The sequence below is a fragment of the Spirillospora sp. NPDC048911 genome (genome assembly GCF_043198015.1).
In the GTDB taxonomy this organism is placed as follows: Bacteria; Actinomycetota; Actinomycetes; order Streptosporangiales; family Streptosporangiaceae; genus Spirillospora.
This window is the reverse complement of sequence record NZ_JBICUD010000001.1, coordinates 351,395-375,082: the sequence shown is the minus strand read 5'-3', so window position 1 is coordinate 375,082 and position 23,688 is coordinate 351,395. Positions and strand designations below refer to the sequence as shown.

Below are 23,688 nucleotides of genomic sequence, written 5' to 3'. Positions count from 1 at the left end.
TTACGGTGGACCCCGGTTGATCAACGTCGGTTCTCGCCGCAGGGGGCGATGGCATGCGGATCCAGGGCAGGGAAACGCCCGACGCGGACGCGCCGTGGGACGAGATCGTCCCCGGCCTGTGGATGGGCGGGCACGTGTACCGCGACGCCGCCGGCGTGCGGGCGCGCGCGGTGGTCGCGGCCGAGTTCGACCTCGTACTGAGCCTCTACCGGCGGGACGGGCACGGCCCCGACGTCGGGGTCGTGCAGCACTGCGTCGAGGTCCCGGACGGGCCGCTGGTGCCCGAACAGATCGAGGCGGTCTGCGGGCTGGCCGACACGGCGGCGGAGGCCGTGCGGGACGGACGCCGGGTGCTGGTGCGCTGCCACTCGGGATACAACCGCTCCGGACTCGTCATCGTGCAGACCCTCGTCAACCTCGGCTACTCGACCGAAGACGCGATCTTCCTCGTCCGCTACCGGCGCTCCAAGTGGGCGCTGAACAACCCGCTCTTCGTCGACTACCTCACCTCCGGGCTCGACGTCGCGCGGCTCCTCACCGGGCTCGGCGCACTGGACGGCTGATCCGCGCGCTGGACGGCTGATCCGCCCGGCTGAGCTCAGCCCCCTGGCCCGGCCCCTGTCAGCCCTGGCCTGGCGCCTCGGGAGACAGGCGCAGCTCGACCTGGGTGTCGTCGGCCCGCACTGTCACGGTGGTTCGGGCCGCCTGGCCGTCGTCCGCCTGACTCTGCACCGTGTAGTCGCCGGGCGACGGCGCGGTGAGGACGAACCGTCCGTCGCCGTCGGTGACCGCCGCCACGTCCGGGAAGGAGCCGGGACCGGCGGTGAAGAAGACACGCGCACCCGGCGCCGGGTGCCCGGCGCGGTCCCGGACCACTCCCTCGATCAGCAACGTCCCGACCCGTCCTCGCTACGCCTTCCAGGCCACGAAATTATCGTAGACGGGCTGGATGATTCTCGTTCCGGAATTCGTCGTCGCACCGCCGTAGGCGTGCACACCGAATCCATAACGGCCGCCATTGTAGAAGTGATAGACCGAGCTTCCGCTCTGGCCGCCCGCCGTGTCGATGTCATAAAACACCTTGCGGGCGTTGACCGAGGCCACGCCGCGGGCGTCGTACCACAGTGTGGCGCCCGGCTTGTCGCCCGGATATCCGGCGATGTTGCCGGTGGTCTTGAGCAGGTCGCTGTCGGACCAGATCCCGATGCCGAACCACCCGGTGGTGGAGCCGAGGTCGGTCGGCAGGATGATCGCCCCGTAGTCGAAGTTCTCGTCGCCGGAGTTCGTCCAGCCCGTCACCGAGCGGAAGCTGGTGGACGTGACGGACCCGTACGGGAGGCTGGTGCCGTTGCGGCCGGGCATCACGCTGATGGACTTGACCCATCCGTCGCGGCCGGGGACGCCGCTGTTCTTGATGTGGACCACGTGGCCCGCGGTCGCCACGGTGTGCGGGCCGATGAACCAGCCCGTCCCGCGCCACTGGCTGTTGTCCGCGGCGGTGATCTGCAGGTAGCAGTGGACGCGCCACGGGTAGATCGACGTGTTGGTGATCTGCACGCGGTCGTCCGGGCCGTGCACGATCTCGGTCAGCGGCGGCGGCCGGCCGAAGGACGCCTCGCCGATCTCGGGCGGCTCGACGGGCGGCGTCACCCATGTCATGGCGGACGCGCCGTCAGGACGCTGGTAGCCCTCGACCTGCTCGATGTCGCTCGTCGCGGGCCCCGCGGCGGCCTGCCCCGTGCCCTCTGACGGCTCCTGGACGACGGGAGACTCCTCGGCTTGCGGTGCGCGCGGCTCCTCCTCGGGCACGTTGGATACGGGAGTGTGCATGTCTTGCGGCATGTCGTGCCTCTTTCTCGTTCGCCGACGAATGATGGAATGGCTGACGCAGGGCAGGTGGGCGCCTATAGCAGCGAAAAGCCGTGCGGCGCTTAAGTGTTTTCCGCCGGGAATTCCCGCGGCGGTGCGGGTGCCGAAATCCGTTGCAGTCCGGCACTTCCGGTCTACACCCGCCGTCTCGCCGATGTCCACCACGTCAATTGTCCGGATCGGGACGCGCGGTGAATGGCCGATCTCTGTGAGTGGGCGGGGATTCGCGGTGCCGGTGAGGCCGGACGGACTCGGGAAAGATCGAGCCGGTTCCCAGGGATTTCCCAGGCGGCTCCATGGGGATTGGCAGCAGCCCCCGCTTGGCTGGAGCCATGAAAATCAACAGGAAGACCGGCGTGGCGGCGGCCGGCGCGGCGGGACTGCTCGCCCTGGGCCTCTCCTTCGCCGTTCCGGCGGCCGCGGCCAAGCCGTCGCCCTCGCCCTCGACGTCGTCCTCGGCGGCACCGGACCGCCAGAAGCACAGGCATCCGCGGCTCCACGCCGCACGCGCCGCGCGCGGCGTGCACGGTGAGATGACGGTGCGCCGGGACGGCAAGTTCGTGGAGATGGCCTGGCAGCGGGGCCAGGTCACGGCGCGTACCGGCACGAGCCTGACCGTGCGCAGCGCCGACGGGGTGAGCTGGACGTGGAACACGAACGGCGACACCAAGGTGCGCAAGAACCGGGCCAAGGCCGCGCTGGACAAGGTGGCCAACGGAGACCAGGTGATGGTGTGGGGCGATCAGAACGGCACGACGCGCACCGCCAAGATCGTCCGCGTGCCGGGCGCGAAGGACAGGCCGCGGGCGACCCCGAGCTGACCGGCGGCAGGGCCGGGCGGCCGCGCGGTTCTCCTCACCGCCAGGCTGCAGTAACGTCGGTTTCCCGAGGGTGGACGGACGTGGCGGGGAGCCCATGAGCGAGGACCGGCAGCGCGTTCTCGTCGTGGACGACGAGGCCAACATCCGTGACCTCATCGAGGTGGCGCTGCGCTTCCACGGGTTCCGCCCCGCGACGGCCGGCACCGGCGCCGCCGCGCTGCGCGAGGCCCGCGACCGGCCGCCCGACCTGATCCTGCTGGACGTGATGCTGCCGGACCTCGACGGGTTCGAGGTCTGCCGGCGCCTCCGGGCGGGCGGCGACCAGGTGCCGGTGATCTTCCTGACCGCCCGGGACACCCCGTCGGACACCGTCACCGGCCTCACGCTGGGCGGCGACGACTACGTGACCAAGCCGTTCTCCATCGACGCCCTGGTGGCCCGTGTGCGCGCCGTCCTGCGCCGCGCGGCGCCCGGGCCGGCCGCCGAGGGCGCGCCGGCCGCGGACGGGGTGCTGCGCGTCGGTGACCTGGAGCTCGACGAGGTGCGCTGGACCGTCCGCCGGGCGGGCGTGGAGGTCGATCTCTCGCCCACGGAGTTCCGCCTGCTCGCGCACCTGATGCACAACGTCGGCCGCGTGCTCACCCGCGCCCAGCTCCTGGAGGCCGTCTGGGGCTGGGAGCACCACGGCAACGGGCAGGTCGTGGAGACCTACATCAGCTATCTGCGGCGCAAGCTCGATCCGCTCGGCCCGCCGCTCATCCACACCCGCCGCGGTGTGGGTTACGCGCTCCGGCCATGACGCTGAACGCGCGGCTCACGGCCGGGTTGCTCGCGGTGACGCTCGCCGGGCTGCTGATCACGGGCCTGGCCAGCGCATTCTTCCTGCACAGCTACCTCATGGGCCGGGTGGACGACCAGCTGCGTTCCGCGCGTGACAGGGCGGTGGCGCGGCTGATCCGGCCCGGGCTCCCCGGCGAGGGGGCCGCGCCGGCGCCGTTCATCGTGCTGTCGGTGACGCCGGAAGACAAGATCCGCGTGCTCAGCGACGACGAACCGGATCCCGCCCCGGCCATCGCCGAGGTCCGGCGCCTGGGGTTCGCCGGGCTCCACGACCACTCGTCCACCCTCGAACCGTTCTCGCTCGCCGACATGCGCGCCGTCGCCCGGCCCGCCCCCCGCAACGGCAATCTGATCGTGGTCGCGACGCCGCTGGACGAGATCAACTCGGAGGTGCGCAACCTCGTGATCGCCGAGCTGGCCAGCGCCGCGGCACTGATCGCGCTGCTGGCGCTGCTGGGGCGGAGCCTGATCGCGCGCGGGCTCCTGCCGCTGGGGCGGATGGCCGAGACCGCGCACGGGATCGCGACCGGCGGCGACCTGCGCGCCCGCATGCCGGACGTGGACGCGCGCACCGAGGTCGGCCGGCTGGCCGCGGCGATCAACGTGATGCTGGAACGCATCGAGCAGGCGTTCTGGGCGCGCGGCCGCTCCGAGGCCCGCGTCCGCGAGTTCGCCGCCGACGCCTCGCACGAACTCCGCACGCCGCTCACGACGATCCAGGGGTACGCCGAGCTCTACCGGCACGGCGCGCTCGGCCCCGAGGAACTGCCGGACGCGATGCGCCGCATCGAGGAGGAGGCACAGCGGATGAGCCGCATCGTCGGCGATCTGCTGGAACTGGCCCGTCTCGACCGCGGGCAGTCGTTGCAGCCGGCCGAGACCGATCTGGCCGCCCTGGTGCGGGACGCGGTCGCGGACGCCTCCGCCGTCGCGCCGGATCGTTCGTTCGAGGTGGACGTGCCGGGCACGCTGGCCGCGATCGTGGACGAGGCCCGCATGCGCCAGGTGCTCGCGAACCTCCTGGCCAACGTCCGTGTGCACACCCCTGACGACACGCCCGTGACCGTCCGCGCGGCCCGTGCGCCCCACGGCGTGCTGCTGGAGGTCGCCGACCGTGGCCCGGGCATGAGCGCCGAGGACGCGGCCCGCGCGTTCGAACGTTTCCACAGCGCGGAGAAACACGGCGGCGGCGCGGGTCTCGGTCTTCCGATCGTCGCCGCGATCGCCGCCGCCCACGGCGGGCGCGCGGACCTGTTCTCCAAGCCCGGGGCGGGCACCACCGTCCGCGTGACGATCCCGGACGGCCGCGCGCCGCATTCGCCCGGCACCGGGAATTCACCGGCCCTCGAATCTCCGCGCTGACGAGCCGGCCCCGGCAAGCGACATCACGCGGCCGCGCATGGACCCGCGGACCCATTTACCTGCGGACCCATCTACCTGCGGACCCATCTACTTGCGGGCACGTTTACGTGCGAGCACGTTTACCCGCGGCCGCGTTTACCTGCGGCCGCGAGTATCTGCGTATCCGCGGATTCGCGTCGGCGATCTGACGCAGCGGGCTCGGGTCAGGCGCTGCGGAAGGTTTGGCGGGCCGCCTTTTGCGCTGAGCGCCGCTGCGATCCGGCTTGCCGGGCACGGTCGAGGCTGGCCCGGACCTTCGCGGCGCCGCGCAAGGCGGTGGTGGAGTCTTTGACCCGGCCCGCATAAGGGGCCAGGACCTCGGCGATGGGCGGCGGTGACTCTTCGCGGACGAGCACGAAAGGCGTGCCGGACGGGACGGTCGTCGCCGGATGGCTCCCCGCGGCGGGGACGAGCGTGAGAGCCGTTTGGCAATGCGGGCACCGCAACCCCGGATGGGAGTCTCTGCTCATACCACGGATCATTACCCGAAGGTCTGACATTTGAGCCCGCGAGAGGTCTGAACGGCGTCTTAACTGCGGGAAGAGTGCCCAGTGTCGAAAAGATGATCAAAAGGCTCGACCCGGACCGGGGTCTGTGGAACCTTCGGGATGATCGTGGTTCCGAGGGAGGGACATCCTTGTGATCTTGGTGTCGGGTGCGACCGGGAACGTCGGCGGGGAGTTGGTGCGGCGGCTGGCCGAGACGGGCGTGGCGGTCAGGGCGCTCGTGCGGGATCCGGGGAGCGAGCTGCCGGCCGGTGCCGAGCCGGCCGGCGGGGACCTCAACCATCCGTCGACGCTCGCGGGCGCGCTCAAGGGGGTCGAGGGCGTCTTCCTGCTGAGCGGATACGCGGACATGCCGGGACTGCTGGCGGAGATCGACCGCGCCGGGGTGGGACGGGTCGTGCTGCTCTCGGGCGGCGCGGTGCTGGCCTCCGACACCAAGAACGTCATCTCCCGCTACATGGCCGAGTCCGAACGGGCCGTGCGGGAGTCCGGTGTGCCGTGGACGTTCCTGCGTCCCAGCGGCTTCATGTCCAACACCCTGCAATGGGCCCCGCAGCTCCGCGCGGGCGGTGACGTGGTGCGGGCGCCCTTCCCGAACGTACGGGTCGCGATGGTCGACCCGTACGACATCGCGGCGGTGGCGGCCGAGGCGCTCGTCGGCGACGGCCACGAGGGCAACGTCTACAACCCGACCGGCCCGGCCCCGCTGCTGCCCGCCGAGCGCGTCCGCGTCCTCGGCGAGGTGCTGGGCCGGGAGCTGCGCTTCGAGGGGCAGCCGGACGCGGAGGCGCGGGAGGACATGCTCGGGGCCATGCCGGTCGAGTACGTGGACGCCTTCTTCGGCTTCTACGCCGACGGCAAGCTCGACGAGTCGCACGTCCTGCCGACCGTCCGCGAGGTCACGGGCAACGAGCCGCGCACCTTCCGGCAGTGGGCGACCGCCCACGCCGACGCCTTCCGCTGACCGCCGGTCATCAGGCGGACTCGGCCGGCGCGGCGGCCGCCTCCTGGGGCGAGTGGACCCGGATCCAGGTGTGGAGCAGGAGGAGGAGTTCGACCCTGCGGTCAGGGTCGTAGAGCGCGTCGCCGAACATCTCCTCCAGGCGCCGGATCCGGTAGCGGACGGTCTGCTCGTGCACCAGGAGCCGTTCGGCCGCCGCGACCGCGTTGTCGTGGCACTCCATGTAGGTCAGCAACGTCCGGGCGAGCGGCTCGCGCCGGTGCCGCGGGAGCTCCATCAGGGGCGCGAGGCGGGTCCGGAGCGCGACGTCGATCAGCTCCTGGCTCATCGCCGTGACCAGGGTGGGAACGTGGTCCAGGCAGCGGACCGGCTCGCCCGCCGGCACCACTCCGCGTTCGATGAGCCGCAGCGCCTGGCTCGCCCAGCGAAACGACAGGGCGCCACGCGTGATCGGGACGGTCGGCCCCACGGCCGCCTGGCAGCCGCGGACGAGGGAGGCGATCAGCCGGTCCTGGCCGGGGCCGTCGGGGTCGGGCACGATCAGGTACGGGCTCGGACCGTGCCAATCGGCGAGGACCGCCGGCGGCAGGACGGGGGCGGTGTGCGTCTCCGGCGGCCGGACGGCGATGACGGCCAGCGTCCGCGGGGGATCCCAGCGCGCCGGACGGGCCAGGTCGATGATGGCTTCGCGGCTGGCGGGCGGGTCGACGACGAGCAGGTCGCGCAGCCGCCAGCGGAAGCGTTCGCGCTCGGTGGCCAGCAGTTCCTGCGCCTCCGCGTAGCCACGGGCGGCCGCCCCGGCGATCTTCTCCAGGAACACGAACAGCGACTCGGTGATCTCGCCGAGCGTCTGCAGCGACCAGTGCAGGCGCTGGGCCTCCTTGATGAAGCGGCGGCAGGCCACCTGGCCGCTCACCCTGATCGCGCTCTGCAGGCCGTCCAGGCTGCGTCCCTTCCGCGCCTCGTACGCGCCGATGCCCGCGAAGATGTCGGTCACGGTGGCCCAGGAGATGTCCTTGTTGCCGAAGGCCTCCACGAAGTGCCGGACGCTCTCGGTGACGGCCCACTGCATCCGCTGCCCGTACGGGCTCTCGGTGGGCCGGGCGTACTCCGGAACGAGTGCCTTGATCTCCCGCACCATCTCCTCGGCGGCGGCCTCGAGGTGGGGACGGAGCGGCTCGGCGAGGTCCGCCGAGATCTCGGTGAGCGGCTGGCGGATGAGCGTCGCGGATGCCTTGCTCATGCAGACCTCCCTGGAACGCAGGTGCCCTCTGGCGTTCCAGGATTGACCGACACAACCGGTGTCAGAAGTGGCTGATGGACGAGTTTGGGGAACACGCGTTGTCACACTTTTAACAAAAACGTCATGTGGCCGGTTGGTTTCGCCGCCACGACCTGCAGTCCTTGGCATAGGTGTCCAGTTCGTGCTCGGCGAAATATTCCGGGTCCCAGTCGTACGGTTCGGTGGCGTCTTTCCAGACGTATCCCCACGCTTCCCGGCCGTCCTCCAGAGGCAGTGGCGTGAGCTCGTATAGGCCGCTCTCGTATTCGTCCAGCAGGCGTTGTTCCGCAGCGGTCAATCCGGTCATCAGCAGGCCCTCGGCCACGGATTCCGGGTCTGCGACGAGGCCGGGATAGACGACGCCAGGCAGGGCACGCACGCGCCAGCCGATCGCGGTCGCCGGGGTGAGGTCCGGGACACGGCCGAGGAGAACGTCCAGCACGGCAGGGAAACGCAGAGTCCCGTAAACGAAGAGTCCGGCGGTCATGCCCTCGCAGCGTACGCGGCGAAGAACGCCCTGGGCGCACCAGCATGCCTGGCAGGCGGCTCAGAATGCCGATGGATTCGCGGATGGGCCGTTGTCATGTGATGGCCATGCCTGGCGAATGCCAAGCCGCCTATGAGGATGGCCATGCCCACGGTGAGCCATGCGGCCGCGCGTCCTGCCCGCAGCCCGTATCCACAGGTGATCCAGAGCAAGTGGAGCAGTCCGCGGCGCCAGTGGTCGGGGTCCGATCGGCGCTGGATCTCCAGCGCGCGGTAGCGGAAGTCCTGCGACAGGCAGCCGTTCGTCGCCCGTGCAAGTTGCCGGTAGACGTCCTCCATGTCGGATGTGCCGTCGGCCAGGTAATCCTCGGCCAAGACCGCGTGCGGACGGCTGTGCCAGCGTGGGTCGTGCCACCAGGGGTCACGCTTCATGGCGAAGGTGCACTGGCCGTTCAGCCGTAGTTGCTCCAGGCGGGTCCCCTGGAAGCGGCACCTGCTCAGGTCTACGTCGGCCAAGTCCAGACGAGGTCCCTTCACGCGCCGGAACGAGAGCACGTGCACCTCTGAATGCTCCAGCGACCGGACCGTCACCGGCCCTCCGAACGTCGAGCCTTCCAGGTCCAGGGACGCCTCGCGCAGGCGAAACTCCGCGACGCCCCGTACGGCCGCGCCCCGCGCCGTCACCTCGCGCGCGGTGGCGTGGACGTGCAGCCCGCAGTGCGCGACGGCCGCGCCGAGGTCGAGGCGCCCGCCGACGGTCATGGGCCCCAGCCACACCGCGTGCCGGAACCGTGCCCGGTCGAACCGCGCGGCGCGTGCCACCCGCACGCGCCGCAGTGACACGGCCCCGCCGAAACAGGCCCCGCGCAGATCCAGGTTCCGGTCGAACCGGACCCGGTCGAACGCCGCCGCCTCGAAGAAGACCGACCGGCCGAACGAGGCGTCCGCGTGCCAGCGGGTCTCCCCGAACAGCGCGTCCCCGACGAACACGGCCTCGTCGAACGAGGCGTGCCGCTGGAAACGCGCCTCGTGGAAGGACACGTTGCCGGCGAACCGCACGCCCCGGAACGAGACGTTCCCCAGGAACCGCGCGTCGTAGAACGAGACACCCCCGGCGAAGCACGTTCCGTCGAACGAGCTGTCACCCTCGAAGCACACACCCCGCAGCGAGACCCCCGCCGGAAGGAACGCGCCGTCGAAGCGGCTGCGCCCCAGATGAGGGCGTCCATCGGGACCGGTCATGGCCTCCAGCAGCCCCTCCAGCACACCGGCCGGCAAGCTGCAGCCGCGCAGGTCCAGGTCGGCCCCGGGTCGCAACGTGGCCACGAACCGGTCCAGCTCCTCCCCCCGCAGATGAGCCGCACACCCCCGGAACCGCTCGACGGCACGGCCCGAACAGCCGTACACGGCCGTGCATCGCGGCCAGGAGACAGCGGTGAGGGACGGACGGGCAGCCTTGTGTGGTGTCACAGGGTGTTTGTACCCCGCGTGCTCGGCGCACCTCTCCCCGTCACCACCTTGTCCCCTTGGCGGTAAGGCTTTCGCGCCTCCCCTTGACGAGCCCCTCCTGCGGGTGCCTGCCTCGGGCTACTTCTTGCGTAGTGGGCTCTTCTTGCGGAACGTCCGGGCGAGGTTCTTCGGCTTGGCCTTGGCGGCGGCGCGCGAGGCGCGGGCGGTGCGCGTGTCGCGGGCGGCGCGGCGGTCGCGCAGGACGCGGCGGGCGACGATCAGGGCGACGGCCACGGCGGCGGCGCCTCCGGCCGCGGGAGCCGGGCGCTTGCGCACCTGGCCGACCGCCTTCGTGGCCGCGTCGGGCGTCACCTCGCGGGCGCGCTCCTTCAGCTCGCCGGCCTTCTGCTGGGCCCGGGCCTTGACGTCCGCGCGCGAGGCGAGCTCGCCCACCGTCTCGCCCAGGTCGTTGCGGGCCTGCTCGGTGCGTTCCCGCTGCGCCTGGAGCTCTCGATCACGGTCGGTCATGGTGGCCCCTGTTCTTGATCTCCTGGACATCGGCCCGGACGCTCTCGGCGGCCTGCTCCGGTTTCGCCGGCGTGGCCAGGGCCATCTCCTTCTTGCCCCGCTGCGCGAGCACGGCCGCCACGACGAACAGGACGACGGCCACGATCAGCGCGGCCGCCCAGGTGGGCAGGGCCAGTGCCAGCAGCGCGATGACCGCGGCGATGAGAGCACCGCCGCCGTAGAGGGCCGTGATTCCGGCTCCGCCGTACATCTTGGCGCCCTTGGCCGCGCTGCTGCCCTTCTGGCGCAGTTCGAGCTGGGCCAGGCGCAGTTCTTCGCGGACCAGCCGGGCACTCTGCTCGCTCAGCTGCTTGACGAGCTCCGACGTCGGCGCGTCCGTTTTGTCGCTCATCGGTTCTTCCCCTCGATCAGACTGTTCGGATACCCGCTGACCCGGCGTCCTAACAGGCCGGACGACTCCGGTCGGACGATGCGCGGGGCGATGCGCGGGCGAGGCGCGGGCGGCGGGCGGGGCGGCGAAAGGGGAAGTGCGTTTTATGGGCCAATAGTGGAGAATGGGCAGGTGACGCGCGCCGTGAGGTGCGAACCGGGCCGCACGGCGGACGTCGGCGGGTCCGGCGCCCCGATCCCCGAGTGATCATCGGGAACCGGGGGCATGATCGAGGTGTCTGACGTAGATCGATGTATCTGACATAGCCGAAACACCTCCGTTCGACTGTTGTTCATCTTGGCCAGGGAACATTAAGACCATGAGCGTCAATCCAGGACATTTCCCCCTCAATGAGGAGTCACTGCCCGACGACCGGTTCTTGGATCGCGAGGAGAGCTGGCTCCGCTTCAACCAACGTGTCCTGGAGCTCGCCGAGGACCCGGAGCTGCCGCTCCTCGAACGGGTGCGCTTCCTGTCGATCTTCGCCAGCAATCTCGACGAGTTCTTCATGGTGCGGGTCGCCGGGCTGACCCGCCGGATGGCGACCGGGCTCGCGGTCCAGTCCGCCAGCGGCCGCCAGCCCCGCGAGGTGCTGCGCCGCACCGCCACCGTCGCCCATGAGCTGGCGCTCCGGCACGCCGAGACCTTCCGCGACGACCTGTGCCCGGCGCTCTCGAAGGAGGGCATCGAGATCCTCCGGTGGGCCGACCTCGCCGAGACCGAGCAGGAGCGGCTGCGCCGGCTGTTCCGCGACCGGATCTACCCGGTGCTGACCCCGCTGGTCGTCGACTCCGCCCACCCGTTCCCCTACATCTCCGGCCTCTCGCTCAACCTCGCGGTGATAGTGCGCGACCCGGAGACCGAGGCCAGGATGTTCGCGCGGGTCAAGGTGCCGCCGGTGCTGCCGCGCTTCATCGAGGCCTCGCCCGACCGCTTCACGCCGCTCGAGGACGTCATCGCGGCGCATCTGAACCAGCTGTTCGTGGGCATGGAGGTCGTCGAGCACCACGCGTTCCGCGTCACCCGCAACCAGGACCTGGAGATCGACGACGACATCAGCGAGGGGCTCCTCCAGGCGCTCGAACGCGAGCTGATGCGCCGCCGCTTCGGGCCGGTCGTCCGGCTGGAGGTCGAACACTCGATCTCCGACGCCGTGCTGGAGTTCCTCACCGAGGAGCTTCCCGTCGACGAGGGCCAGGTCTACAAGGTGGACGGCCCCCTCGACCTGGCCGGGCTGGCCGCGATCGCCGACCTCGACCGGCCCGAGCTGAAGTACCCCCCTTTCGTCCCGTCGAAGGAGGCGATCCCGGAGGACGCCGGGATCTTCGCGGCGATCCGTGAGCGCGACATCCTCCTGCACCACCCGTACGACTCGTTCACCACGACCGTCCAGCGCTTCATCGAGGACGCCGCGGCCGACCCGCGCGTCCTGGCGATCAAGCAGACGCTCTACCGCACCAGCGGCGACTCGCCGATCGTCAACGCGCTGATCAACGCGGCCGAGGCGGGCAAGCAGGTCGTGGTCGTGGTCGAGCTCAAGGCGCGCTTCGACGAGCGCGCCAACATCGCGTGGGCGCGCGAGCTGGAGAAGGCCGGCTGCCACGTGGTGTACGGGTTCGTCGGGCTGAAGACGCACTGCAAGCTCGCCCTCGTCGTGCGGCAGGAGCGGGACGGCACCCTGCGTCGCTACTGCCACATCGGCACCGGCAACTACCACCCCAAGACCGCCCGGCTGTACGAGGACTTCGGCCTCCTCACCGCCGAGCCCGAGATCGGCGAGGACGTCAGCGTCCTGTTCAACCACCTGACCGGGTACTCGCGGCAGAACTCCTACGGCCGCCTGCTCGTCGCGCCGCACAACCTGCGCTCCGGCCTCGTCCTGCGCGTCGAACGGGAGATCGAGAACCACCGGGCCGGGCGGCCGGCCCGGGTACGGGTGAAGTGCAACTCGCTCGTCGACGAGGTCGTCATCGACGCGCTCTACCACGCCTCCCAGGCCGGCGTCCCGGTCGACATCTGGGTGCGCGGCATCTGCGCGCTGCGGCCGGGTGTCGAGGGCCTCTCGGAGACCATCCGCGTCCGCAGCGTCCTCGGGCGCTTCCTGGAGCACTCGCGGGTGTTCGCGTTCGAGAACGGCGGCGAGCCGGAGGTGTGGTTCGGCAGCGCCGACCTCATGCACCGCAACCTCGACCGGCGTGTGGAGGCCCTGGTCAGGGTGACCGAACGCACGCAGCGGACCGAGCTCGTCGGGCTGCTCGACCGCGCCATGGACGACGGCACCCAGGCGTGGTGGCTGGACGGCGACGGCACGTGGACGCGGCGGGCGGCGATGACCGGGGAGCCGCTCATGGACATCCAGAGCCATCTGGTGAAGAGCCGGCGGTGGAGGACCGTGGATGCCTCAACATGATCCGCCCGATACCGGGAGGGACGATGTGATCCGCGCGGCGGGCGCCGTGGTGTGGCGTGAGGGCCCGGACGGCCCCGAGGTCGCGCTGGTCCACCGGCCCAAGTACGACGACTGGTCGTTCCCCAAGGGCAAGCTCAAGGGCGGCGAGCACGTGCTGCGCGCCGCCGTGCGCGAGGTGGAGGAGGAGACGGGGGTCGTGCCGCGGCTCGGCCGCCGCCTGCCGACCAGCTCGTATCCCAAGGACGGCAAGACCAAGCGGGTCGACTACTGGGCCGCGCGTGCCGCGGCGTCCTCGGCGTTCGTGCCCAACGGCGAGACCGACCGGCTGGAGTGGCTGCCGATCGCCGACGCCTACGAACGGCTCAGCTACTCGCACGATGTCGATCTGCTGCGGGAGTTCGAGGCGGGCCCGCCGGACACGTGGCCGCTGGTGATCCTGCGGCATGGTTCGGCGGGGGAGAAACGCGAGTGGGAGGGGCCCGACGAGCTGCGTCCCCTGGACGAGCTCGGCCGCGCCGAGGCGTCCCTGCTGGCGGGGCTGCTGCGGTCGTACGGGCCGGCTCGCCCGATCAGCTCCGCGACCGCGCGGTGCCTGGAGACGCTCCTGCCCTACGTCCGGCGCGAGGCCGTGCGGATCGTCACCGACGACGCCTTCACGGTCGGCGCCACCAGCGCCGGGGAGGCCTGCGACCGGCTCTTCGAGCTGGTGACCGACGGTGCTCCGGTGATCGTGTCAACGCACGGCGAGGTCGTCTCCGATCTCGTCACCGGGCTCTGCAAGCGCCTGGGCGAGAAGGTCCCCGACGATCCGAGCCTGCGCAAGGGATCCTTCTGGGTCGCGCACATCACCGCGGGCGAGCCCGGCATCGCCGCCCTGGAACGCCACGCCCCCACCGCCGGCGACTCCTAGCGCCGCTAAAAGGACGGCGGGCTCCGGACGAGTCCGTGATTCGTCAGACGGCTGCTCCGTTGATCGCGTTGTCCGCCGGGGCGGCAGGCGTGGCCGGGTCGACCGGCGCGACCGGCGCGGTCCGGAGCCTGGGCAGTGCCAGCGCGCCCAGCAGGCCCAGCAGCGTGAATCCGGCGGCGATGTAGACCGCTGTGCGCAGCCCGCCCGCGGTCGCGACGCGGAGCGCCTCGCCGGTCAGATCGCCCAGGCCCGAGTTGGCGACCCCGACGAGCACGGCCAGGCCCGCGCTCGTGCCGATCTGCAGGGCGGTGTTGGCCATGCCGCCCGCCGTGCCCTGTTCCCCGGCCGCGACACCGGTCCCGGCGGCGCCGAACATGGTCGGGAAGATGGTGCCCATGCCGAGGCCGTAGACCAGGATCCCGGCGAGCACGGTCCAGTACGAGCCGTCCGCCAGCATCCCGGCGCCCAGCAGGGCGCCGCCGCCCGCGCCGAGCAGCAGGGCGATCATCATGGTGGGCCGGGCCAGGGCGAGGCCAGGCCATCTGCGGGCGAGCGGCTTGGTCCAGAGGGGTGGCTGAACGGAGGCGGAGGTCATCGCAAGCTCCTCAAGGTCATTGCGGGATCAGAGGGGGGCACTACGGGATCAGGCTGCTTGGAGGAGTTCGGCGCGGGCCGCGCGCAGTGCGCGGGCCCACCAGGTGAGCTGGTCGAGCAGGCCGCCGGCGGCGGCCGCGGCGCCCGCGGCGTCGATGGGCCGCCCGCGGTCGTCGAACCTGTTCCAGCACGAGTGGAAGCTGACCGTCTCCCGGATCGTGACGGCCTGCAGCTCCGCGAAGACCTGCCGGAGCTGTTCCACCGCGCGCAGGCCGCCGGACGCGCCGCCGTAGGAGACGAAGTCGACCGGCTTGGCCTTCCACTCGTCCACGTACCAGTCGATGGCGGTCTTGAGCGGCGCCGGGAAGCTGTGGTTGTACTCGGGCGTCACCACCACGAAGGCGTCCGCGGCGGCGAGGCGCGGCGCGAGCGCCCGGACGGCGGCGGGCTCGGTCCCGTCGAGCTCGCCGAGCGTGTCCGGGAGCCGGGTCTCGGCCAGGTCGATGACGTCGAGTTCCAGATCGGCGCGGCGGGCGGCCAGGGCCGCGAACCAGCCGGCCACCGTGAGGGCGAAGCGGCCCTCACGGGTGCTGCCGATGATGATCGCCGTGCGCGGGGGGCGGGGCTCGGACATCGTGTTCCTCCTTCACTCTTCCGGTGACTCAGAGAGTGCGGGAGGCCGCTTACCGCCTTCTTACGGACCGCTTTCGATCAAGGCCGCGGGGCGGCCGTTATCGTGGCGCCATGCGATTCGGGGTGCTCGGGCCGCTGGCGGTGTGGACGGCGGCGGGCCAGCCGGTCGCCGTGCCCGGGGCGAAGGTCCGGGCGCTGCTCGCCGATCTGCTCCTCCAGAACGGGCGGGCCGTGTCGCCGGACCGGCTCATCGACGACCTGTGGGGGGCCGAGCCGCCGCGCAACCCGGCCGGGGCGTTGCAGGTCAAGGTGTCGCAGCTGCGCAAGGCGCTGGAGGACGCCGAACCCGGAGGCCGGAAGCTGGTCGTCTCCGAGGCGGCCGGCTATCTGCTGCGGGTGGACGAGGACGCGGTGGACGCCGCGCGGTTCACGGCGCTCCTGACCCGCGCGCGTGCGGAGCCGGATCTCCGGCGGAAGGTGGACCTGCTCGCCGGCGCGCTGGCGATGTGGCGGGGCGCGGCGCTCGCCGATCTGGCCGATGAGGAGTTCGTGCGGGTCGGGGTCGCGTCCCTGGAAGAGCAGCGGCTCACCGCCGAGGAGGAACGGGCCGAGGCACGGCTGGCGATCGGCGGCGAGCACGGTGCCGTCGCCGCGGAGCTCGGTGATCTCGTGAATCGCCATCCATCGCGTGAACGGCTCCGGGCCGCGTACATGCGGGCCCTCTACGGCGCGGGGCGGCAGAGCGAGGCCCTGGAGACGTACGCGGAGCTGCGGGATCGTCTGCGTGACGAGCTCGGGCTCGATCCAGGGCCCGACATCGCGGCCCTCCGCCAGGCGATCCTCGAACAACGTCCTGACCTGAACGCCCCGGCCCCTCCCCCGACCGCCGTCCCGGCGACGGAGCCCATCTCCTCGCCTGGACCTCGCACCAACCTCCCGGCTTCGTTCAGCGAGCTCGTCGGACGTGACGAGGCGGTGGCGGAGGTGGCGGCTCTGCTGGAGGCCGGCCGGCTGGTGACGCTGACCGGGCCCGGCGGCGTCGGGAAGACACGGCTGGCCCTGGAGACCGCCGGTCGGCTGGTGGACGGGCAGCCCGACGGCGTGTGGGTCGTGGAGCTGGCCGGTCTCGACGGGTCGTCGCCGTCGACGGACGACGTGGCCGAGGCGGTCGCCGCCGCCCTCGGCGTCCGGGACGACGCCGCTCCCGGACTCCCGCAGGCCAGCCGTCCGATCGAGCCTTCGGGACGGCTCGCCGAGGCGTTGCGCGATCGGGCTCTGCTGCTCGTCCTGGACAACTGCGAGCACGTGATCGACGCGGTCGCGCGGCTGAGCGAGCTGCTGCTGCGGGCCGCGCCCGGCGTCCGGATCCTCGCCACGAGCCAGGAGCCGCTCGGGCTGGCCGGTGAGGCGGTGCGGGCCGTACCGCCGCTGGAACTGCCCCATTCCCCGGCCGAGACCGAACCCGCGGCGCTCCTGCGCTTCAGCGCCGTACGGCTGTTCGCGGCGCGGGCGGCCTCGGCGTCGCCGGGCTTCGAGCTCGACGGCGGCAACGCGCGGGCGATCGCGGCGATCTGCCGGCGGCTGGACGGCATCCCGCTGGCTCTGGAGCTGGCGGCCACGCGCGTGCGGACCCTGGGCGTGCACGGGCTCGCCGAACGGCTGGACGACCGGTTCCGGGTGCTGGCCGCCGGACGGCGGCGCGGCGGGCCGGCCCGGCAGCAGACGTTGCGCGCGATGATCGACTGGAGCTGGGAGCTGCTGTCCGAGCCGGAGCGGGCGGTGCTGCGGCGGCTCGCCGTGCATCTGGAGGGCTGCACGCTGGAGGCCGCCGAAGCGGTGTGCGGCGATGAGGACGTCCTCGAACCGCTGGCCCGCCTGGTGGATCGTTCGATGGTCGTCATGTCGGACGGAGGTCCGGGCGGCCCGCGCTACCGGCTGCTGGAATCGGTCTCCGCCTACGCGCTGGAGCGCCTGGCCGAAGCGGGTGAGAGCGACCGCGTCAAGCTCCGTCACGTTCACTACTACACCGCGCTGGCCGAGCGGGCGGACCCGCGATTGCGAGGCCCTGAGCAGCGGCGATGGCTCCAGCGGCTGGACGCGGAACACGCCAACCTGCGCGGCGCGCTGGACGAGGCCGTGCGCGTCGGTCACGCGGATGTCGCGCTGCGCCTGGTGAACGCGCTGGCCTGGTACTGGTTCGTGCGAGGCCGCATCGGGGAGGGGCGGCGCGCGCTGGAGCGGGCGTTGTCCCTGAGAACCGAGGACACCGCCGGACAGGCGCTCGCTGAGGCTTGGCGGACGGGGCTGGACCTGCTGGGCCGGCGAGGCTCGGGCGCCGTCGAGCCGATCCGGGCGGTACCCGGCTCGTTCGACCGGATCTCCGACCCTGGCATCCGGGCAACGGCCGAGTGGATTCTGAGCGAAGTGCTGCTGGGCGCGGGCGAGGTCTCCACCAGCGCGCTGCTGGCCGGCCGGGCGCTTCCGGTCTTCCGCCGTCTGGGCGACCGGTGGGGTGAGGCGGCCGCGCTCGCCACCACCGCCAACCTCGCGCTGGTGAGCGGAGACATCGCGGGCCTCGACCGTGCCGGGACCGAGAGCCTGGCGCTCTTCCGCGAGCTCGGCGAACGCTGGGGACAGGTCCGCGCGATCGAGCTGCTCGGCAAGCACGCCGAGATCACCGGCGACCACGCGCGCGCGGCCGGCCTCGTCCGGGACGGGTTGCGGCAGGCCGAGGAACTGGGGCTCTGGCTGCAGGTGTCCCTGCTGACCTCCGGCCTGGGCAGGCTCGCCCTGCTGGCGGGGGACCACGCGGAGTCCGAACGGCTGCACGAGCGCGGCCGCGGCCTCGCCGCCGACCACGGCTACAAGCCCGGCGAGGCGTTCGCGCTCACCGGCCTGGCGCTCGCCTCGCGCCGCGCCGGCCGCCTCGACGCCGCCGAGTCGTACATGCGCCAGGCGCTGGAGTGGGAACGCCAGGTGAGCTACGCGCCGGGCATCACACTCGCCCTCGCCGAGCTGGGTTTCGTCGCCGAGCTGCGCGGTGACGCCGACGCGGCGCGTTCACTGCACCAGGAAGCTCTCGACGTGGCGAGGGACAACGGCGATCCGCGGGCGGTGGCGCTCGCGCTGGAAGGCCTCGCCGGAGCCGAGGCCCTGGCGGGCCGTCCGGATGACGCCGCCGCGCTCCTGGAAGAAGCGGCCGCCCTGCGCGAGTCGGTCGGCGCGCCATTGCCACCGGCCGAACGCGGCGACGTCGACCGCATCACCAAGGCGATCGCATCCGTTCTAGAAGGACGGCGGGGAGGTGTTGTCCCAGGTCTCCGCGAGAGTGCTGATGGTGGCCTTCGCCTCGCTCCGCTCGATGCCATAGAGCACGCCGAGGATGAAGATCTCTGACGCGTCGCTCGTGCGTTTGAGCGCGGTCTTGAGGTGTTCCATGGCGATGACACCGTCCTGGTAGCCGCCGAGCACCTCCTGCACCTTTTTGGCGCGCTTGGAGGTCTTCTTGGCCGGCTTGCCGAGGACGGGCCTGGCCAGATCCGCCGCGTACCGGGCCCGCTTCCCCGCCTTGCGCGTCTCGTGCCGCGCGATGTCGGGCTCGTCCGCGCCGTCGATCTCGTCGTACGCCTTGGCGAGCTTCTTCCAGGCGCGGGTGACCAGCCGGGGCAGCTCCTTCCCGGCCTCGCGCCCCGCCCGATCGGTCAGCGGGGGATCTGCGGCCAGCGCGTCCAGCGCGTCGAGGAGGGCGAAGTACCGGGGCTGCTTCAGCGTGACGTTCAGCCGCCGGTAGGCCGCCGTCTCCTGGCGCCAGATCTCCGCCAGCCAGCTCTGCGACGTGCTCTCGCCGATCTCTTCCAGCCGCCCGGTGAACCGCATCCGGAGGACTTCGAGGTCGCGCACCTCGCCCAGCGCGTCCGCCAGCCACTTGAGCTCCGCCCTGAGCGGATCGGTGCGCTCGCGGTCGAGGACCGCCCGGTAACTCTGCAACGCGCTCCGGATCCGGCGCGTCGCCACACGCATCTGGTGCACCGCGTCGTCCTCGGCCAGGCGTGCCCTGGGGTCGTACTTCAGCACCACCTCGATCTGGCCGCGGATGTAGCCGACCACCGCGTCTCCGGCGGTGCCCCTGGGCTTCGCCGGTACGGGCCGTTCGATGGCCCCGTTCAGGACGCGGCCGAGCTTGGACGACGACTCGGCCTTGCGCGCACCGGCCTTGATCAGCCGTTTGCCCGCGGCCTTCAGCAGGTCGCCGCCGCCGTCGACCAGTTCGACCTCGATCTCCCGCCAGCGCTGGTCGCCGGCGCCGTCCGTCACCTTCCCGATCACCGCGTCGTCCGCGATCTCCGCGAGGGCCCCGCCGTTCTCGCCGAGCAGCCGGACCACGGTCCGCGACGTCTCCAGCGTGGCGACCGGCGCCAGCCGGCCGCCGCGTGTGTAGGCGGCGACCAGGGAGGCCAGCCTGGCCGGGACGATCTGCGCCCGCCCCAAGGGAGCGCGCAGCTCGTTCTTGCTGTCCGGGCCCGCCGGGATCTTCAGATGCCAGCCGGCGTCCTCGCCGCCGCGCCTGCGCCGGAGCGTGATGCCGTGCGCCGCGAGGCGCAGGTCGTCGGTGTCGAAGTAGGTCGCGATCAGATGATGGGTCTCCGGCGCGCCGATCCCCGTGACACCGGGAAGCCCGGTGAGGTCGGGGACGGCGAAGTCCGGCTCGGCGTCGTATTTGCGTTCGACCTCAAGGTGGTTCACGGCCATGCTTTGCGGCTCCTTCACGCCCAGGTGGCCAGCATTCCACGATGAAGTGAACAGCAGAAGTAGAGATCGCCTACTACGGGTGACCCAGAGCACTCGCGAGTGACAATAGTGTGTGTCACACAGTATCGTGTGACGCGTGTCCTCTGAAGAACTGATCCTGAGCCAGGCGCAGGAGCTGCGCCGCGGCACGGTCGTCCTGGCCTGCCTGGCGTTGCTCAGGGAGCCGCAGTACGGCTACGCGCTTCTGGAGACGCTCAATGACGCCGGAATCACCGTTGACGGCAACACCCTGTATCCCCTCCTGCGCCGGTTGGAGAAGCAGGGCCTGCTCACCAGCGAGTGGAACACCGACGAGTCCAGGCCGCGGAAGTTCTACCAGGTCAGCCCCACGGGCGCCGAGGTGCGCGACGGCTTGGTCCGCGAGTGGAGCGATCTGGTGGCCTCGATCTCACGACTGACCATGGAGAACTGATGACCCCCCTGACAGACCGTTATGTGCACGAGGTGGTCCGGCGGATCCCCGCCGGGCAGCGCGACGACATCGCCGACGAGTTGCGCGCGACGATCGCCGACACCGTCGAGGCGCGCGGCTCGGCCGAACGCGAGGTGCTCATGGAGATGGGCGACCCGGTCCGGCTGGCCGCCGGCTACTCGGGCCGGCCGCTCGCGTTGATCGGGCCCGGCCTCTACCCGGCGTACCTGCGGTTGCTGAAGCTGCTGTTGTGGACCGTGCTCCCGTTGATCACCGCCGCCTCCGTGGCGCTCGACGTTCTCGACGACAAGGACGCCGGCGCCGCGATCGGCACGGGCATCGGCACCGTGCTCGTCGTGGGAGCCCAGATGGTCGCTTGGCTCACCGTCGTGTTCGCCCTCATCGACCGTTTTCCGCGACGTGCCGCCGTGAAGACCTGGACTCCCGACGACCTGCCCGACGTCCGGGACCCGGAGAAGGGAGGGCTCGCCGCGGGCGCGTCGGTGGCCTGGAACGTCCTGCTGATCGGCTTGATCGTCTGGCAGCACGTGGCGGAGCCCTTCCGGACCGAGTCCGGCGAGCGGACGCAGGTGCTCGACCCGGCCCTGTGGTCGGGGTGGATCTGGCCCGTTCTCGCGGGGCTCGCCGGGCTCGTGGCCCTCGAAGTGGTCCGGATCGGCGTACGTCGCTGGACCTTCCCGCTGGTCGCCGGATACGTCGGCGCCACGGCGGTCTACGCGCTGCCACTGGCCTGGATCGTCTACCAGAAGGAGTTCTTCTCTCCGGCCTTCCTGGCGGACGTCACCGTGCTGGACTCGTTCTACACCGTCACCGCCCTGGGCGTGCTGGCCGTGAGCGCCAGCAACGTGATCAAGGCTTTCCGGGCCGTTCTCGGCTAGCCCGCGACCTGGGTGCGGTCCTTATGATGGAGGTCTGATGACCGCACCGGTTCCGACGGGTAACCTGCCGGTCGCCGTCACCACGTTCGTCGGGCGCCGGCGCGAGCTCACCGAGGTCCGCCGGCTGATGTCGGTCTCGCGGCTGGTGACGCTGACGGGGGTCGGCGGCGTGGGCAAGACGCGCCTCGCGCTGGAGGCCGCAGCCCAGTCCCGCCGGTCCTTTCCCGACGGCGTGTGGCTGGTCGACCTGGCGGCCCTCGAGGACGGTTCGCAGGTGGCCCAGACGGTGGCCAACACGGTCGGGGTGCTCGACCAGTCGACCCGCCCGCCGGCCGCGAAGGTGGCCGAGCTCCTGCTGCGCCGGCAGACGCTGCTCATCCTGGACAACTGCGAGCACCTGCTCGACGACTGCGCCGCGTTCGCCGACGGGCTGCTGCGGGCGGTGCCCGGCGTCCGGGTGCTGGCCACGAGCCGGCGGCCGCTGGCGATCACCGGCGAGCATCTGTTCACGGTGCCGCCGCTGTCGGTGCCCGAGCACGCCGTGGACGCCGCGGCACTCGGCCGGTACGACGCGGTGAGCCTGCTGGTCGAACGGGCGGCGGCCGTCCATCCCGGGTTCGCCGTCACCGAGCGGAACCAGGCCGCCGTGGCCCGGCTTTGTGCCCGGCTGGACGGCATCCCGCTGGCGATCGAGCTGGCCGTGACGCGGCTGCGGGTGCTGTCGGTGGCGGAGCTCGTCGATCGGCTGGAAGACCGGTTCGCGCTGCTGACCAGCGGCAGCCGGGTGGCGCTGCCCCGGCAGCAGACCCTGCGCGCCCTGATCGACTGGAGCCACGCCCTGTGCTCGGAGCAGGAGCGGCTGCTCTGGACGCGGCTGTCGGTGTTCTCCGGCGGGTTCGACCTGCCCGCGGCGGAGGGCATCTGCTCGGGGGACGGGCTGGAGCCCGCGGCCATCGTCGATCTCGTCGATCAGCTCGTCGCGCAGTCGATCGTGATCGGTGAGCACCGTGACGCGGGGGTCAGGTTCCGGCTCCTGGAGACCATCCGGCAGTACGGTCGGGAACGGCTCGCCGCGTCCGGTCAGGAGACCGCGCTGCGGCGGCGGCATCGCGACTTCTATCTGGCGCGCGCCCAGCGCGTGGCCGACGGCTGGTGCGGCCCTGGCCAGGAAGCGGCCCTGGCGCGGCTGCGCGCCGATCACGGCGACCTGCGCGCCGCGCTGGAGCTGTGCATATCCGATCCGGAGGGCCCGCGGGCCGCGCTGCTGATGACGGCGGCGTTGCGGCAGCACTGGTACGCCGACGGATTCCTCCCCGAGGGGCGGCGCTGGGTCGACCGGGCGCTGGACCTGCCCGGCCAGCCGGTCGCGGAGCGGGCCACGGCGTTGTGGGTCGCCGCCTGGGTCTCCCTCCTGCAGGGCGATCTCGACGTCGCCAAGTCCCGGCTGGCGGAGTGCGAGGCGCTGGCCAAGGAGGTGGACGACCGGACCGCCCAGGCGGTCGCCACCAGCCTGCGCGCCACCGCGGCGCTGTTCAAGGGCGACCTGCCGGAGGCGATCGCGCGCTTCGAGGAGTCCGTCGTGACCCTGCGGGAGTCGGGCAACACCCATGGCTCCCTGATGTCGATGTTCCAGCTGGCGATCTCGCTGGCGCACGCGGGGGAGCTCGGCCGCGCCGCGGAGACGTGCGAGCGGGCGCTGGCGATCAGCCAGGAGTGCGGCGAGCGCTGGGTCCGCTCGTACATCCTGTGGGTCATCGGCTTCGGCACCTGGCAGCGCGGTGACCCGGCCGCCGCGACGGTGCGGACCCGCGAGGCCCTGTCGATCCAGCGCGGCTTCAACGACCATGTCGGGGCCGCGCTGATGATCGAGCTGCTGGCCTGGCTCGCGGCCGCGCGGGCGGAGTTCACCCGCGCCGCGCACCTGCTCGGCGCCGCGGGCTCCATCTGGCAGAAGGTCGGCACGACGATCGCCGCGTTCGGCCCGCACCTCGCGGCGCACCATGGCCGCTGCGAGCAGGCGGCGCGCCGGGCGCTGCGCGACGCCCAGTACCGCGCCGCCGTCGCGGGCACCGAGAACCTCACCGTCGCGCAGGCGATCGCGCACGCGCTCGACGAAGAGCCCCAGGCCGCGGCGGCCTCTGGCGGCGAAGCGGAACCGGCGCTGACCCCGCGCGAACGGGAGGTCGCCGACCTGGTCGCCCAGGGCATGAGCAACCGGGCGATCGCGGAGGCGCTGGTGCTGTCGATCCGTACCGTGGACGGCCACGTCGAGCACATCCTGGCGAAGCTGGGCTTCACCGGCCGGACTCAGATCGCCGCCTGGGTGGCCGAGCAGCGCGCCCGCTCCTGAGCTGTCGAGGGAACCCACCCCCTGCGGGCCGGACAGGTACCCGAAGGGGTATTTCTACGCATCTCCGCGATATGCCCGGTGTGTGAATCTGCCGTGAG

Annotated in this window: 22 protein-coding genes; 11 read left to right on the top strand and 11 right to left on the bottom strand. The window is 71.8% G+C overall.

Annotated features, from left to right (window positions below; all coding sequences use genetic code 11):
- The first annotated feature begins 53 nt into the window (after positions 1–53).
- Positions 54–563, top strand: coding sequence for a hypothetical protein (locus tag ACGFNU_RS01735; protein WP_392589309.1), 510 nt, complete (start codon positions 54–56; stop codon positions 561–563).
- Positions 564–621: 58 nt separating this feature from the next.
- Here ACGFNU_RS01735 and ACGFNU_RS01730 read toward each other — a convergent pair whose 3' ends face one another.
- Positions 622–891, bottom strand: a complete 270-nt coding sequence (locus ACGFNU_RS01730) for a carboxypeptidase-like regulatory domain-containing protein (RefSeq protein WP_392589308.1) — start codon at positions 889–891, stop codon at positions 622–624.
- A gap of 18 nt (positions 892–909) precedes the next feature.
- The gene (locus tag ACGFNU_RS01725; protein WP_392589307.1) at positions 910–1,830 is read right to left on the bottom strand and encodes a trypsin-like serine peptidase; all 921 of its coding nucleotides are present in this window, start codon (positions 1,828–1,830) and stop codon (positions 910–912) included.
- A 371-nt stretch (positions 1,831–2,201) separates the two neighbouring features.
- On the opposite strand from ACGFNU_RS01725, the gene ACGFNU_RS01720 reads away from it, so the two are divergent.
- From ACGFNU_RS01720 to ACGFNU_RS01710, 3 genes are all read left to right on the top strand, one after another.
- Positions 2,202–2,690, top strand: a complete 489-nt coding sequence (locus ACGFNU_RS01720) for a DUF5666 domain-containing protein (RefSeq protein ID WP_392589306.1) — start codon at positions 2,202–2,204, stop codon at positions 2,688–2,690.
- 94 nt (positions 2,691–2,784) lie between these two features.
- Positions 2,785–3,489 (top strand): response regulator transcription factor, encoded by a 705-nt coding sequence (locus ACGFNU_RS01715; RefSeq protein ID WP_392589305.1) that lies wholly within the window; start codon positions 2,785–2,787, stop codon positions 3,487–3,489.
- Entirely contained in the window at positions 3,486–4,892 is a 1,407-nt protein-coding gene (locus tag ACGFNU_RS01710; protein ID WP_392589304.1) for a sensor histidine kinase, read from the top strand. Before ACGFNU_RS01715 ends, ACGFNU_RS01710 begins: the two co-directional genes overlap by 4 nt.
- 203 nt (positions 4,893–5,095) lie before the next feature.
- Here the strand turns inward: ACGFNU_RS01710 and ACGFNU_RS01705 are convergent, their stop codons facing one another.
- Positions 5,096–5,401 (bottom strand): hypothetical protein, encoded by a 306-nt coding sequence (locus ACGFNU_RS01705; RefSeq protein ID WP_392589303.1) that lies wholly within the window; start codon positions 5,399–5,401, stop codon positions 5,096–5,098.
- A 169-nt stretch (positions 5,402–5,570) separates the two neighbouring features.
- On the opposite strand from ACGFNU_RS01705, the gene ACGFNU_RS01700 reads away from it, so the two are divergent.
- Positions 5,571–6,401: an NAD(P)H-binding protein gene (locus tag ACGFNU_RS01700; RefSeq protein WP_392589302.1), complete on the top strand. Its 831-nt coding sequence runs from the start codon at positions 5,571–5,573 to the stop codon at positions 6,399–6,401.
- A 10-nt stretch (positions 6,402–6,411) separates the two neighbouring features.
- Here the strand turns inward: ACGFNU_RS01700 and ACGFNU_RS01695 are convergent, their stop codons facing one another.
- The 5 genes from ACGFNU_RS01695 to ACGFNU_RS01675 form a co-directional block, all read right to left on the bottom strand.
- A complete protein-coding gene (locus ACGFNU_RS01695; RefSeq protein WP_392589301.1) occupies positions 6,412–7,641 on the bottom strand; it encodes a PucR family transcriptional regulator in 1,230 nt (409 codons plus the stop codon).
- Positions 7,642–7,762: 121 nt separating this feature from the next.
- The gene (locus tag ACGFNU_RS01690) at positions 7,763–8,167 is read right to left on the bottom strand and encodes a gamma-glutamylcyclotransferase family protein (RefSeq protein ID WP_392589300.1); all 405 of its coding nucleotides are present in this window, start codon (positions 8,165–8,167) and stop codon (positions 7,763–7,765) included.
- A complete protein-coding gene (locus ACGFNU_RS01685; RefSeq protein WP_392589299.1) occupies positions 8,164–9,492 on the bottom strand; it encodes a pentapeptide repeat-containing protein in 1,329 nt (442 codons plus the stop codon). The genes ACGFNU_RS01690 and ACGFNU_RS01685 overlap by 4 nt, the downstream gene beginning before the upstream one ends.
- A gap of 261 nt (positions 9,493–9,753) precedes the next feature.
- Positions 9,754–10,143 (bottom strand): DUF3618 domain-containing protein, encoded by a 390-nt coding sequence (locus tag ACGFNU_RS01680; protein ID WP_392589298.1) that lies wholly within the window; start codon positions 10,141–10,143, stop codon positions 9,754–9,756.
- A complete protein-coding gene (locus tag ACGFNU_RS01675) occupies positions 10,130–10,534 on the bottom strand; it encodes a phage holin family protein (RefSeq protein ID WP_392589297.1) in 405 nt (134 codons plus the stop codon). The genes ACGFNU_RS01680 and ACGFNU_RS01675 overlap by 14 nt, the downstream gene beginning before the upstream one ends.
- A gap of 358 nt (positions 10,535–10,892) precedes the next feature.
- Between ACGFNU_RS01675 and ACGFNU_RS01670 the strand changes: the two genes are divergently transcribed.
- Positions 10,893–12,983, top strand: a complete 2,091-nt coding sequence (locus ACGFNU_RS01670; RefSeq protein ID WP_392589296.1) for an RNA degradosome polyphosphate kinase — start codon at positions 10,893–10,895, stop codon at positions 12,981–12,983.
- Positions 12,970–13,893, top strand: coding sequence for an NUDIX domain-containing protein (locus ACGFNU_RS01665; RefSeq protein ID WP_392589295.1), 924 nt, complete (start codon positions 12,970–12,972; stop codon positions 13,891–13,893). Before ACGFNU_RS01670 ends, ACGFNU_RS01665 begins: the two co-directional genes overlap by 14 nt.
- Before the next feature lie 43 nt (positions 13,894–13,936).
- On the opposite strand, the gene ACGFNU_RS01660 is transcribed toward ACGFNU_RS01665, so the two are convergent.
- Entirely contained in the window at positions 13,937–14,488 is a 552-nt protein-coding gene (locus tag ACGFNU_RS01660; protein WP_392589294.1) for a hypothetical protein, read from the bottom strand.
- 48 nt (positions 14,489–14,536) lie between these two features.
- Positions 14,537–15,121 (bottom strand): NADPH-dependent FMN reductase, encoded by a 585-nt coding sequence (locus ACGFNU_RS01655; RefSeq protein WP_392589293.1) that lies wholly within the window; start codon positions 15,119–15,121, stop codon positions 14,537–14,539.
- A gap of 110 nt (positions 15,122–15,231) precedes the next feature.
- Here ACGFNU_RS01655 and ACGFNU_RS01650 point away from each other — a divergent pair, with 110 nt between their 5' ends.
- Complete coding sequence (locus ACGFNU_RS01650) at positions 15,232–18,516, top strand: BTAD domain-containing putative transcriptional regulator (RefSeq protein WP_392589292.1); 3,285 nt, start codon at positions 15,232–15,234, stop codon at positions 18,514–18,516.
- Here ACGFNU_RS01650 and ACGFNU_RS01645 read toward each other — a convergent pair.
- Positions 18,406–19,869 carry a CHAD domain-containing protein gene (locus ACGFNU_RS01645; protein WP_392589291.1) on the bottom strand — a complete coding sequence of 488 codons (1,464 nt, stop codon included), beginning with the start codon at positions 19,867–19,869 and terminating at the stop codon, positions 18,406–18,408. The genes ACGFNU_RS01650 and ACGFNU_RS01645 overlap by 111 nt on opposite strands.
- A gap of 136 nt (positions 19,870–20,005) precedes the next feature.
- Between ACGFNU_RS01645 and ACGFNU_RS01640 the strand changes: the two genes are divergently transcribed.
- The 3 genes from ACGFNU_RS01640 to ACGFNU_RS01630 are packed head-to-tail and all read left to right on the top strand — an operon-like array spanning position 20,006 to position 23,590.
- Positions 20,006–20,341, top strand: a complete 336-nt coding sequence (locus tag ACGFNU_RS01640; RefSeq protein ID WP_392589290.1) for a PadR family transcriptional regulator — start codon at positions 20,006–20,008, stop codon at positions 20,339–20,341.
- Positions 20,341–21,240 (top strand): HAAS signaling domain-containing protein, encoded by a 900-nt coding sequence (locus ACGFNU_RS01635; protein ID WP_392589289.1) that lies wholly within the window; start codon positions 20,341–20,343, stop codon positions 21,238–21,240. Before ACGFNU_RS01640 ends, ACGFNU_RS01635 begins: the two co-directional genes overlap by 1 nt.
- 37 nt (positions 21,241–21,277) lie before the next feature.
- Entirely contained in the window at positions 21,278–23,590 is a 2,313-nt protein-coding gene (locus ACGFNU_RS01630) for an ATP-binding protein (RefSeq protein ID WP_392589288.1), read from the top strand.
- The last annotated feature ends 98 nt before the right edge of the window (positions 23,591–23,688 follow it).